The organism is Acidobacteriota bacterium (genome assembly GCA_016196035.1).
In the GTDB taxonomy this organism is placed as follows: Bacteria; Acidobacteriota; Blastocatellia; order RBC074; family RBC074; genus JACPYM01.
In genome coordinates this window covers 79,073-92,695 of record JACPYM010000011.1, presented here as the reverse complement: position 1 = coordinate 92,695, position 13,623 = coordinate 79,073, and the positions used below count along the sequence as shown (strand labels likewise).

Genomic DNA, 13,623 nt, shown 5'->3' with positions numbered 1-13,623 from the left:
GGTTCAAGTCTCACCGTACTACTTCCACCGAACAATGCGCCCGCGCCGCAACCGCCGAAGACACGCTGCCAATCATGAAACGCTCAACGGCATTCATGCCGTGTGCGCCGACAAAAATGCAATCGGCATCCCAGGTTTCCGCTTCTTCAAACAAAAGCTTCTGCGGCACCGTGTCTTTGAAGACGGCTTCGGCCTTCAAACCCGCCGCCTGGAAGCGTTCGACCGCCGTTTTCACCGCATCATGGACGCGCGCGTTTTCAGATAGCACCCATTGCGTCACAGGCCCGATGGTTTGCGCAGTCATGTTCGGCGGCAACGTCCATAACGCCGTCACCACTTTCACTTCTGTTTGTGCGGGCCAGCGCCGTTTGAGCATGGTCTCGACCGCCGCCGCCGCGCTGGGCGAACCATCCAGGCCGACCAACAGGCGCAAGGGCTGCCCTGGTTCCTCGACCCGGCCCCGCGCAATCCGCACCGGGCAATGCGCCGTGTGCACAATTTTTTGCGAGACGCTGCCAAAGAAAAAACGCCCCATTGTCGTGCGCCCGTGCGAACCGACCACGATCAAATCCGCGCCCCAATCCTGGGCTTTTTGCCTGAGCATCGTGGCGGGCGAACCAGCCGCCGTTTCGGCCTTCACTTGCCAGGTAGGATGTAGTTCGCGCAACCGCATGGCCGCGCGTTTCGCCAGGCTCAAGAATTCCTGGTTGTAATCCAAATGCTCGACCATCTCTAACGTCGAGGGCGGCGGCAACCAGTGTTCAATAACCGCCAACACACAAACTTCCGTGCCGGCGGGCAAACCCGCTTTTTGCAAATCGTCCAGGGCGCGTTCAGCGCACTCCGAACCGTCATAACCGAATACAACTTTCATAACCCCTCCTTCCTTACGCTGCTGCTCAGAGCAATTGATAGGCCAATGCCTTGAGATGTCTTTCCTGCCGGCAATCACAAACTTTGCCAAAACCTGATGGGTCTACCCTGCGCGTTTTTCCTTAGCGTCCTCAGGCGTTGGGGAAGTTTGCCCTGGCCTGACGATTGCTGCACAGACGGCTCCTGGCTTGATTCGGATCGGTTACAGGCTGAGTTGCGTTATGTTGCACGTCACGATCAATCAAACTGAAGGCACTGTTGAAGCAGGCCAAACCATCCTGCAAGCATTGCGGGCGCAAGGTCTCGACGTGCCCACGCTGTGCCACGATGACCGGCTCAAACCCTGCGGCGATTGCCGCATGTGTCTGGTTGAAGTCGCCGGACGGCCTAATCCGGTTACAGCCTGCAACACAATGTTAGCCGAAGGGATGCGGATCGAAACGCACACGCCCGCGTTGGAAGCTGAGCGGCGCGCCTTGCTGCAAATGTGGGGGCAGCGTTACCCGGTCGAAGCCGTGCGCGAAGCCCCGGACAAACCGTTTCATCGTTACCTGCGCGAGTATCAAGTCATCAGCGATTGCGTGGGCGCGCCGCAGCCCGCGCTCGTGGACGACGCGCATCCCTACATTCACGTAGACATGGCGCGCTGCATTGATTGCCTGCGCTGTGTGCGCATCTGCCGCGAAGTGCAGGGGCAATTCGTTTGGGAAGTGCTCAATCGCGGCGCTGAGACCCGCATCGCGCCGGATTCAGGCACCACGCTGCTGGCGAGTTCCTGTGTCAGTTGCGGCGCGTGCGTTGACACCTGCCCGACCGGCGCGCTCGAAGATCAATCCATCCGCGCGCTGGGTGCGGCAGAAGCCTGGACGAAAACGACCTGTCCGTATTGCGGCACCGGCTGCGAGATGGAAGTCGGCACGCGGGCCGAGCGCATCGTCACCGTGCGGCCAGCGCACGACGCGCCTGTCAACAAGGGCCATTTGTGCGTCAAGGGCCGTTACGGTTTCGAGTTCGTTTACGCGAATGATCGTGTCACGACGCCGCTCATTCGGGAAAACGACGCATGGAAACAGGCGACGTGGGCGGAAGCCATCGCCTTTATCGCCGAACGACTGCAACAAATCATCGCCCGGCACGGCGCGGATAGCGTCGGCGTGCTCGGTTCGGCGCGGGCGACGAACGAAGAGAATTACCTATCGCAAAAATTCGCGCGGCTGGTCTTGGGCACGCACAACGTGGACTGTTGCGCTCGCGTCTGCCACGCGCCCACGGCGGCGGCCATGAAACAAACGCTCGGCACCGGCGCGGCGACCAATTCATACAACGACATCGAACTTGCCAGCACCATCCTGCTGTGCGGCGCCAACGCCACCGAGAATCACCCGATCATCGGGGCGCGCATCAAGCAGGCCGCGCTCAACGGCGCCAAGCTCATCGTGATTGATCCGCGCCGCATCGAGTTGGCCGCCTATGCGACCATTCATCTGCAACTGCGGCCGGGCACGAACGTGCCGCTGCTCAACGCGCTGGCCGCCACCATTGTCGAAGAGCAGCTCTATGACGAAGCCTTCGTGCGTGACCGCGTGGATGAATGGGATGAGTACCGCCAATTCATCGCGCAATTCGCGCCTGAGAAAGTGGCCGACATTTGCGGCGTCGGGGCCGCGCGCATTCGTGAGGCGGCGCGTTTGTACGCCACGCACAAACCATCCATGAGCGTGCATGGGCTGGGCATGACCGAACACACCCAGGGCACCGACGGCGTGATGTGTCTGGTCAATCTGGCCTTGCTGACCGGCAACCTGGGCTTGCCGGGCGCGGGCGTCAATCCTTTGCGCGGGCAAAACAACGTGCAAGGCTCGGCGCACATGGGTTGCGAACCGGCCAGCCTGACCGGGGCGATTGGCGTCGAGGCCGGACGCGTGCTGTTTGAAAATGTTTGGGGCGCGGCGCTGCCGACCAAACCAGGCTTGAACATGATGCAGATGCTGGACGCGGCGGCGGTGGGTCAGTTCAAGGCGTTGTGGGCGATTGGCTATGACATTCAACTGACCAATGCCAACGCGGCGGCGACGAAACGGGCGCTGGCCGCGCTCGAACTGGTGATCGTGCAAGATATGTTTCTGAACGAAACCGCGCGCGCATTCGGCACGGTCTTTCTGCCCGCCGCGTCTTCGTTTGAAAAAGACGGCACGTTTATGAATGCCGAGCGCCGCTTGCAGCGGGTACGCCAGGTCATCGCGCCATTGGGCGAAGCCAAGCCCGATTGGGAAATCATTTGTTTGTTGGCCCAAGCGCTGGGGCACGGCGAGCAATTCGCGTTTGAGAACCCCAACGAGATTTGGGATGAAGTGCGCGCCGTTTGGCCCGCCGGCAGCGGCATCAGTTACGCCCGTCTTGAACACGGCGGCTTGCAATGGCCTTGCCCATCTACTGATCATCCAGGCACGACGTTGTTGCACAAAGAAACCTTTCCGCTGGGGCCGCGCGCGGCGTTGCGGCGCATTCCATATCATCCGACCAGCGAAACCATCTCGACGGAATTTCCCTTCCTGCTCATCACGGGCCGCACGCTGCATCAGTTCAACGCGGGCACGATGACGCTGCGCACCAAAAATACGGTGCTGCATCCGGCTGACTTTCTGGACATCGCGCCCGTTGACGCCGCGCGGTTGGCGTTACACACGGGCGAACAGGTGCGGTTGCGCAGCCATTATGGCGCGGCGTGTTTGCCGATTCGGCTCAACGAAAACCTACAGCCTGGCGAACTTTTCGCCACCTTCCACACCGCCGACGTGTTTTTGAATCAGGTGACCAGCCCTTGGCGCGATAGCCAAACCGCCGCGCCCGAATACAAAGTCACGGCTGTCAACATTGAGCGCGCCTAAATGTTGCGAGACCGCCTGCGGGATTTTTCGCAATAGACGTGGTGAACATTCCTCAACTAAGGCAAAATCCGCAACAGTCTTACGCTGAATCGCACGCCGCCTATGTGGCAGAGTAATTGCAGCACCAAGCAGACACAGAAAAGGGTTGAAAGGGCAAACCGGCTATGGCTAAAGAAAAAATTCTGGTTGTAGATGACGAACCGTTGATTCGCTGGACGCTCAATGAAGCGTTGCGGAGTTGGGGGTACGAAACGCTGGAAGCCGGCACGGTCGCGGGCGCACTCTCTTCATTTGAGGCAGACCGCCCGGTGGCGGTTTTGCTCGACATCAATTTGCCGGATGGCTCCGGGCTGGATGTGTTGCGCGAATTGAAAGCGCGCCAGCCGCACGCCGTGGTGATTATGATCACCGCCAATGTGCTGGTCGAAGACACCATCGCCGCCATGCGCGGGGGCGCTTATGATTTCATCGGCAAGCCAATCAACCTGAACGAACTGCAGGTCACCATTCGCAATGGCTTGGAAGCCAGCAAGCTGCGCCGCGAGGTTTCGCGCATGCGCCGCGAACAGAAAAGCGAATTCAATTTCGAGCAGATCATCGGCCAGTCTTCCACCATGCAGCGTATGCTGGCGCTGGCGCGCCGCGTCGCCGAAAGCGAAGCGTCGTCGGTGCTCTTGCAAGGCGAAAGCGGCACGGGTAAAGACCTGGTTGCCAAAGCGACGCATTACGCCTCGCACCGCGCGGACTATCCGTTCGTCGCCATCAACTGCGCGGCCATTCCGGCCACCTTGCTCGAAAGCGAATTGTTCGGTTACGAAAAAGGCGCGTTCACCGACGCCAAAGGTCGCAAAGAGGGGCTGTTTGAACAGGCCGAAGGCGGCACGATCTTTCTGGATGAAATTGGCGAACTCGAACTGGGGTTGCAGGCCAAACTGCTGCGCGTTTTGGAAGAAGGGGCCTTCCGCCGCGTCGGTGGGTTGAAAGACTTGCCCCTGCACGTGCGCGTGATTGCCGCGTCCAACCGCGATTTGCGCACCGAAAGCGAAGCGGGCCGCTTCCGGCTCGATCTGTATTACCGCTTGTCGGTGATTCAGATTGATCTGCCGCCGTTGCGCGAACGCGGCGACGATGTACTGGCGCTAGCCGAATTTTATCTCAAACAGTTCAATCAAAAACTCCGCAAACAGATCCGCGGGCTTGCGCCAGAGGTGATTGATTTATTCCGCCGCTATCCCTGGCCGGGCAATGTGCGCGAGTTACGCAACGTCATTGAACGCGTGATGATTCTGGAAGATCAGAATTACATCACCACCAATTGGCTGCCGCGCGGTTTGGCGGAAGGCTACGCGCCGCCCGTGCCAGCCAAATCGTGGCTGGATTCCGCCCCCGTGCCAACCGCGCTGCCCGCTGTCATCGAAGTTCCGGCTAACCCGCCAAATGTATTGGCCAATGGTGTAACACCCGCCGTGCCGGTGGCGTCAGCAACGTTTGTGGCGACTCCGGCGTCGCCCGTGAGCACCGTCTTGCCGGTTGAACCGCCGCCGCCGAAAACGCTGGCGGAATGTTTCCCCTTGCCCGCCGCTGGCGTCGAACTGGAAGCCGTCGAGATGTCGCTGGTCGAACAGGCCCTGAAACGCAGCGGCGGCAATCAAACGCGCGCGGCGGAATTGCTGCGCATTTCGCGCGACCAATTGCGCTATCGCTTGAAGAAACTCGAAAGCGGCGCGGCGCAAGCTGAGGCTAACGCCGTGACAGCAGGATGAGTGGTCCCGCTCGTTCTGCCGGGCGGAAACCGTGCGTTCCAGCACAACGGCCGCCGCGTAGGCTTTGCTCGAAATCAGGCTGCGGCTGGTCATTGGTCATGGTTGCTTGTTCATTTGTCAGCGCCCGGCAGCTTGCGCCGCCATCACAAATGAACAAGGATAATTTCGCTTCCCGCTTGGTGCCTGCCCGCTCGACCAAGCTTCCCGTTTTTCTCACATGGAATCTTCGACTTCCTTGCCAATTTTACCCACGGCGGACGGCTCTGAATGGCTGCCCCAATGGGAGGCTTTATTCGAGGCCATGGAAGATGGCGTGTGCGTGCAAACCACTGATGCGCGCATCATGCTGGTCAATCGTGCCTTTGCGGAGATGTTCGGACGCCCGCCCGCCGAGTTGATCGGCAAAACCTGCAATGACGTTTTTGGTTGCGCCAGCGACCACGGCCAGCTTCCGAAACAATGCGCGCGCCTCAACAGCCTGTTGACCGGCGTCACCGCGACCGAAGAGATTAGCGGGCGCAATCCGGGCCAGCGCCTGCGCGCCCGCGTTTCGCCCGTGCGCGATGTGGCCGGGCAGGTGATCGCGTTTGTGATGGTGGTGCGCGATGTGACGGATGTGGCCTTGCGCGAACGCGAGCAATCGCGCATCGAACAGATCGCGCGTTTAGGCGAGTTGGTGGCGGGGCTGGCGCACGAAATCAAAAACCCGCTGGCGGGGATACAAGGCGCGGTGGACATCCTGATCCAGCGCCGTCTGCCCGAAGACCCCGAGCGCGCCGTGCTCGAAAATGTGCGCCACGAGGTCAATCGCATTGATAGCGCGATTCAATTGCTGCTGAGCCGCGCCCGCCCGCGCACCTTCAATTTTCAACCGGCGAATCTGGCCGACACCGTGCAACGCGCCGTCGGTCTGGGCCAGGCGATTGCAGCCTCGGCGACCCACGGGCGCATTCGGGTAAAGTTCATCTCCCCGGCGCTGCCGTTGGTGCTTGCCATTGACGAACATCAAATCGAAGACGCCGTCCTCAATCTGATCTTGAATGCGCTCGACGCCATCGCAGGCCCCGGCCAAATCGTCGTTTCAGTGAGCCACGATCAACTCAACGATCTGCACGCGGCGTTTGCGCGCGTCATCGTGACCGATGACGGTTGCGGCATTCCGGCGGAAAACCTACAGCGCATCTTCAATCCGTTTTTCACCACCAATGCCCACGGCACCGGCCTGGGCCTGCCCGCCGTGCGCCGCATCGTGCGCGCCCACGGTGGCCGCGTCGAAGTCACCTCGACCGTCGGCAGCGGCTCGACCTTCACGCTGTTTCTGCCCTACCAAGCAACTCCCGCAGCGGATGAGCCGGCAATTTCCACCAGCGAATGAATGCCGCAGCTACATCAGAGATTTAGATTCAGCACTTTCCCTCGTAGTAACGAATAAATTCTTCCTGTAAATTTTTCGGTGCCGACAGTTCAGAGTTCACGCTTCAGCGTGTCTGCGGGCCGCCACTCACACGCTGAAGCGTGAACTCTGAACATTTGTTCCCTTTCCAGCCCCGCATTATTTACAGAAAGAATTTATTCGTTGCGTCAATTATTGCTCTGTTACGTAGCAAATAAATTCGCCACTACATGGGTCATTCCGGCACCTTCGCCCAATCAGTCAGAAATTGCTGTAACACCACATCGGTCAATGGATGGTGGTAAAGCTGATCCAGAATCTCGAACGCCATCGTGCAAACGTGCGCGCCCGCCAGACCCGCTTCCAGCACATGCGTCGGATGGCGCAGGGCGGCGGCGATGATTTCGGTCTGGTAGCCGTAATTGTCGTAGATCGTTTTGATCTGTTCGACCAACTCCATGCCGAAATGTCCGACTGCATCGAGCCGCCCGACAAACGGGCTGATGTATGTCGCGCCGCATTTGGCCGCCAACAACGCCTGCAAGGGCGAGAAGGTAATGGTCACATTGGTCTTGATGCCTTCGGCGCTCAACACCTTGACGGCCTTCAAACCTTCTTTGAGCAGCGGCACCTTGACGACGACGTTCCGGTGCAACTGCGCCAGCGTGCGGCCTTCTTCAATGATTTCCGGCGCGGTCAACGTGACGGTTTCCAAACTCACCGGCCCGTCCACAATGTCCAGAATTTCGGCGTACACGTCCTGTGCCCGGCGGCCCGTTTTGGACACGTGCGAAGGGTTCGTCGTCACGCCATCAATAACGCCCCAGCTCCACGCCTCGCGGACTTGGGCGACATCAGCAGTATCAAGAAAGAGTTTCATAACAGTAGTCAGTAGTCAGTAGTCAGTAGTCAGTAGTCAGTAGCCGGTAACCGGTAGCCCATCCGCAGATACCTACTGACTACTGACTACTGACTACTTTCTGGGTTTTGCAAAATTCGCAAAGTTACGCGCCGCGCCGCCCAGCAGGATGCTGCGCACATCGCGGCAGATGGCGGTGACGACGCGGTGTTGCGCTTCATACGTTGAAGCGCCGAGATGCGGCAACTGGATGACGTTCGGCAGCACATCAAAGCCGCTCGGCAGCGCGGGTTCCTGCTGGCGCACTTCCAAGGCCGCACCGGCGATTTGTTTGGTTTGCAAAGCGTGCAGCAAGGCGTCTTCCTGCACGACGCCGCCCCGCGCCGCATTGATGAAAAAGCCGCCCGGTTTCATCAGGCGGAATTGCTCAGCGCCGAACATGCCGCGCGTCTCTTCGTTTTCGGGGATGTGCAAGCTGACGCAATCCGAACGTGAGAGGACTTCGGCAAAGCTGGTGAGCCGCGCGCGGATTTCGAGCGCGCGCAAACTCTCAGGATCAACGTAAGGATCGTAGTCCAGGATTTCCATGCCCAAGGCGCGGGCCTTGGCCGCAGTGCTGCTACCGATGCGTCCGAAGCCGATGATGCCGAGCGTCTTGCCGCTGATCTCATTGCCCATGAAGCGTTGGCGATTCCAGCCCCCGGCTTTGGTATCGCGATCTGCCACCGAAATGGAACGCATCAGCGAAAGCAGCAGGCCGATGACCAACTCGGCGACGGAATTCGTGCTTTGTTCGGGCGTCAGCGCGACGACGATGCCGTGCTCGTTCGCCGCGTCCAGATCAACGTTGTCCATGCCGACGCCCGCGCGCCCGATGACTTCCAGGCGCGTGCCCGCCGCCATCAACTCGCGCGTCAGTTGCGTCTGATTGCGCGCGATCAAAGCGCGGAAGTCCGGCACCATGTCGAGCAAGCGCGCCGGTTGTTGCCACAAATCAGGCGCGAAGACGGCGTCGAATTCGCGGCACAACTCGTCCATTGCGACGCCCCGGATGTTTTCTGTAATGAGTATGTCTGGCATGCGTTCAGAGATTCATGTTCAAGCGGAACAGTACCGCGCGCGTGAGCAAGCGGAGATTGGACAACTCACCAACATGGCCTACGCTCGACGCGCCGCTTGCTCACGCGCGCGGTACTGCCTCGATCCGCCGAAAATCTTTCAAGGTCACGAGCGCCAATAGCACGCCCAGCAAGGGCATCAGCGCCGCCATAAAAAAGACCGGCCCATAGGAAAACTTGTCTACGATCACGCCCGTGATGAGCGGGAAAAGCATGCCGCTGACGCCATTCGCCATGCCGGTCAACCCCGTCACCCGCGCGACCGCCGAATTGGGAAACACATCCGAAACCGACGCGAACATGTTCGCCGACAGAAAGGTGTGGCCCAGCAACACCAGCGAGATCAACCCAATCGCCACCGGCACGCTGTGCGTCACGGGCACCAAAAAGCTGAGCAAACAAAACGATGCGCCAAACAGCAACGTCGCCTGGCGCGCTGATTTGACTTGCCAGCTTTTGCGCAGCAACCAGGCCGCCGCCACACCACCGCCGATGCTGCCCAAATCGCCAAAGACAAAGGTCACCGAATTAAAATAGGCGCTGTCCTTGATGCTCAACCCGCGCACATCGCGGAAGTATTTCGGCATCCAGTACAAATAAAACTCCACCACCGGGCCAACCCAGAACCGGCAGAGCATCAGCCCCCAGGTTTGTTTCAGCTTCAGCAAATCCCAATTGCTGGGCGCTGTCTCACTGTATTCAGGCACGCTGTCGCTGAGGATGTGCTGCAATTCCGCCGCCGTCACACTTTTGTGCTCCTGCGGCTGGCGATAGATAAACCACCAGCACAACACCCACACGACGCCCAACAAACTCGGCACCAGAAAGCCCGCGCGCCAGCCGAAATGTTCGCGAATCGGAATGATCAGAAACGCCGCGACGAACGACCCCGCCATCGAGGCGCTGTTAAAGACGCCAATCGCCAAGGCCCGCTCGCGCACCGGGAACCAAGTAGCCACGATCTTATTGCCGCCCGAATAATTGCCACATTCACCCGTGCCCAGCCAAAACCTGAAGATACGAAAATGCCAGAGCGAACCGGCCAGCGCGTGCAAGCCATTGCCCAGCGACCACCACGACACCGCCAGGGCCAAGCCGAGGCGCACGCCCACGCGATCCATCAATATGCCCATCGGGAATTCGCCGACCAACATGCCGAAGCGGAACCACGAGACGATGCTGCCAAACGCCGTATTCGACAGTTTGAATTCGTCAGTGATGTCATTGCCCAGCACCGCCAGCGCCTGCCGGTCTACGAAATTGATGACCGTGACAAAGAACAGCAACGCCAGCATCCACCAGCGGATTTGGCGTTTGAATGGGGGCATCGTTGTGGTTGCTATGAGCGGCATAAGTCTTCAACAAATGAGCGCGAAAGACAGGCGCGTAAGCAGGGGAAAAGCATGGAGTTCAAGCTTTAACTTGTTTGGCGCGCCAGAGCGCGCCACCACCAACCTAGAGCGGTTTGCAATCGCGTTTACGGGAGCAGCTTGTGCCGGGACGGTACCGCGCGCGTGAGCAAGCGGAGTCTGTGCGACTCGGCCAAGGGCGGAAGCGTGACGCGCCGCTTGCTCACGCGCGCGGTACCGTCCCGCTGCGCGGCTTTTCCCGTAAACCGAAGTGAAAACCGATCTAAAGGCTGAACTCCATGCACTTAGGCATTACGTTCGAGGTCAATCCACGTGGTTTCACCTGACGATCACATAAACCGTCGAGTTCTCGCCGATGATCGAACTGTTGTTGACGTTGGCCCGATATTGAAACGCATCCAGCCCTCTAAAGCCGCCCTGCGGCGTATACACGGCATTGGGCAGCGAGCCGCCAATCGCGCCATTGGCCGGTGAAGTAATCACCAGCAACGTAATCGCCCGGCCCAGCGGATCGCTGCCCGTCAAGGTCACATTGCGCGGCGTGCCGGCGTTGGTCACGACGGATTGATCGTTCGCCGTCGGCAGGTTCGTCGGCCTGCGCACGCGCACGGCAATTGAGTGAATGAATTTCGCGCCCGTGCTGCTCGTCACTGTAACCAGCGCCGTGTATTCGCCCACGCTGTTGCCGCCTGCCGTAAGCCGCAAGCGGTAAACATCATTGCCCTGCGCTGTCACACTCGCCGTGATGCCATTGGCCGTAACGGTGACTTGCACCGTTACGCCCGCCGTTTGACTGACGGCCAGGAAATCAAAATCGAGCGTTTGGTTTTCGTTGACCGTCAAACGCGGCGGCGCCTGCACGAATGGCTGATCGGCTGTGAGACGGCCCGCCAAGACGATGGCGGTGTCGAGCATCACGAAACCATTCGCCGTAAGCCCCAGCGGCCCGCGTTGCGTGCGGTCAATCACGCGGTCGGGGCGCATGAAGCTGATTTCCAACGTGACGGCATCACCGGCCTTGATGACCGGAATGTTTTCCAGCGTGAAGGCGCCGTCGCTGTTGGTGAAAACACTTTGCCCACGGGCGGAAACCAGCGCGCGCGCGGCGGGCAGGCCATCGCTGGTGAGCACGCGGCCGCTGACGCGCGCCGTCTGATAGACCGGCGAAGCGAAGTAATAACTGCTCTGGGCAATCAGTCCGCTGCTGTTTTCGTTGACGGTGATTTGATTACCGTTGACCTGCCCCGTACCGACTTCGATAAAGCTGCCCGTGGTTGAGGTGTCAGATGCGTTTTGGGTTGGCTGATCAAAACGGAAGAGCTTCACCGTCGTGCCGGACGGAATGTTGTCAGGATTGGGCAGGCGCAAGGTGCCGCCAGGACTCATCAACGCGCCGAACGGGCTGATCTGGGCGATGGCCGTGCTGAAATATCCGGCGGGCATGACCGCCGGTACGCGCTCGGGATCGAACAATGCAACCGTGAAGCGATTGGCGTTGGAATTCGGCGGCGCGCTCACACGGCAGTTGGGTGGCACCCCAAAATTCAAGCTGTACGGCGAATTCTGATTGATCGTCACCATCGCGCCGCCGTTCTGCCCGGCATTGAACGCGACCGAGTTCGCATTGTTTTGCTGCGAAGCCTGCAATTCAATCGGCGCGACATACTGATTGTCGCGGTTCGGTTGCACGATCAGCCGGAAGGTGCGCGCCGGATAGGGCACGTTCGTCGTGGAAGGGTCTACGTCAATGGCAACCACGCCCGCCGTCACATCGGCCAGCACAAACGAACCATCACTGCCCGTGCGCTGTGTCACCTGCGGCCCCGGCGGCAACAGAGGCCGTGCGCGCAAAGTTACGTTGGGAATCGGTCGCCGCCCCAATTGTCCATTCGCCTGGGTGAACGTCTCTTCGATAAAGCCGCTGATCGAAGTGCGATAACTCAGCGGCGGTTTGTTGGCCGACTCGCCTTGCAACGTGCGCACGCTGATTTGTCCGTTGCCCGCGCCAAACGGCACGCGCACGCGCAACCGATTCGCCGTCGCCTCAGTCACCAACGCCAGGTATTCGCGGTTCTGACCGTCGGTCACAATCACCTGCGTCTCACTGCCAATCGCGCTGAACCCGCTGCCATTAATCGTCAACTCGTCGCCCGCCAGCACAGTCGCTGCACTCAGGCTTGTAATCTGCGGCGCTGTTGAAGGCGTTGGTGTCGGCGTCGGTGTCGGCGTCGGTGTTGGCGTCGGCGTCGGTGTCGGTGTCGGCGTTGGCGTTGGCGTTGGCGTCGGTGTCGGCGTTGGTGTTGGCGTCGGCGTCGGTGTCGGTGTCGGTGTCGGCGTTGGCGTCGGTGTCGGCGTTGGTGTTGGCGTCGGCGTCGGCGTCGGTGTTGGCGTCGGCGTCGGTGTTGGCGTTGGTGTCGGCGTCGGCGTTGGTGTTGGTGTGGGTGTCGGCGTCGGCGTCGGCGTTGGTGTGGGCGTCGGTGTCGGTGTCGGCGTTGGCGTTGGCGTTGGCGTTGGCGTTGGCGTTGGCGTTGGCGTTGGTGTTGGCGTTGGCGTTGGCCCGGTGAATTGCAGGTCAATCGCGTTTGAACTGACGCTGTCGCCGGCAGTCAGTGTCATGGTCACGCGACCGCGCCCTGACAAGGCGGGCGGCAATTCGACATTGACTTGATCCAAGGCAGCAAAGCCGCCCGCTTCGCCCGCAAATTGCGGAATGATTTCCAATCCCGCCACGCGCGCCCGCACCGTATCCGGCACGCGCCGCACACCGCAGGCAAACAAAATCAAAAAGACGCGGTCGCCCTGGGCTTCGAGCCGGATGACTTGATCGGCTGGCTCGAAGACTTCGGTGCCGTTCAACCGCACCCGGTAAATCACCGCCGCCGGAAAGCCGCGCCCGCTGGCGTTCGCCGTAAAAATTGCCGGGGCCGCATTGCTGATTTGCACCGTGCCCGTCGAGACCGTGCCGTCGCCTGCCGTCACCACAACCTGTGCGTTGCCCGGCTGCGTATCGCCCGGAATCGCATAATTGACCTGGCCGGGCGAAACGAAAAACAACCCGGCCAGCACGCCATTCACGCGCACCGTCGTGCCTGCCAAATTGGTCGGCAGCGGCAAACTCGCCGCCGCCGCCGTCTGTGTCGCCAGTCGCAGGCCATAGGCCGCCGCGATGCTGTCGGGCGCAAGCAGCGGCGCATAACTCGCCGCCGAAACCGTCGTCACTACATTTTGTCCGCTGACGCGGCGCGCACCTTGCCAACCAACCAGCAGGGCAAAGACAGCTAGAATCAGCAAGCAAGTGAGACTGTGACGCAGACGCAAACATACAGCTAGCATTGAGAGTCTCCGGGAAAAGGCGGATC

The 13,623-nt window shown here is 60.2% G+C and carries 8 protein-coding genes; 3 read left to right on the top strand and 5 right to left on the bottom strand.

From position 1 onward, the window contains the following. Nucleotides 1–10 precede the first annotated feature (10 nt). Nucleotides 11–874: a universal stress protein gene (locus HY011_04675; GenBank protein MBI3422209.1), complete on the bottom strand. Its 864-nt coding sequence runs from the start codon at nt 872–874 to the stop codon at nt 11–13. Between the two features lie 220 nt (nt 875–1,094). Here HY011_04675 and fdhF point away from each other — a divergent pair, with 220 nt between their 5' ends. The 3 genes from fdhF (at nt 1,095) to HY011_04660 (ending at nt 6,899) form a co-directional block, all read left to right on the top strand. Beyond that, nucleotides 1,095–3,761, top strand: coding sequence for a formate dehydrogenase subunit alpha (gene fdhF / locus HY011_04670; GenBank protein MBI3422208.1), 2,667 nt, complete (start codon nt 1,095–1,097; stop codon nt 3,759–3,761). Between the two features lie 164 nt (nt 3,762–3,925). Beyond that, nucleotides 3,926–5,524, top strand: coding sequence for a sigma-54-dependent Fis family transcriptional regulator (locus HY011_04665; protein ID MBI3422207.1), 1,599 nt, complete (start codon nt 3,926–3,928; stop codon nt 5,522–5,524). Between the two features lie 235 nt (nt 5,525–5,759). After that, nucleotides 5,760–6,899 (top strand): PAS domain-containing protein, encoded by a 1,140-nt coding sequence (locus tag HY011_04660; protein ID MBI3422206.1) that lies wholly within the window; start codon nt 5,760–5,762, stop codon nt 6,897–6,899. A 253-nt stretch (nt 6,900–7,152) separates the two neighbouring features. Here HY011_04660 and fsa read toward each other — a convergent pair whose 3' ends face one another. From fsa to HY011_04640, 4 genes are all read right to left on the bottom strand, one after another. Continuing rightward, a complete protein-coding gene (gene fsa / locus HY011_04655) occupies nt 7,153–7,797 on the bottom strand; it encodes a fructose-6-phosphate aldolase (GenBank protein ID MBI3422205.1) in 645 nt (214 codons plus the stop codon). 93 nt (nt 7,798–7,890) lie between these two features. Further along, on the bottom strand, nt 7,891–8,856 hold the full coding sequence (locus HY011_04650) for a hydroxyacid dehydrogenase (GenBank protein ID MBI3422204.1): 966 nt from the start codon (nt 8,854–8,856) through the stop codon (nt 7,891–7,893). 100 nt (nt 8,857–8,956) lie between these two features. Then, a complete protein-coding gene (locus HY011_04645; protein ID MBI3422203.1) occupies nt 8,957–10,222 on the bottom strand; it encodes an MFS transporter in 1,266 nt (421 codons plus the stop codon). A 360-nt stretch (nt 10,223–10,582) separates the two neighbouring features. Further along, complete coding sequence (locus tag HY011_04640) at nt 10,583–13,597, bottom strand: hypothetical protein (GenBank protein ID MBI3422202.1); 3,015 nt, start codon at nt 13,595–13,597, stop codon at nt 10,583–10,585. Nucleotides 13,598–13,623 lie beyond the last annotated feature (26 nt).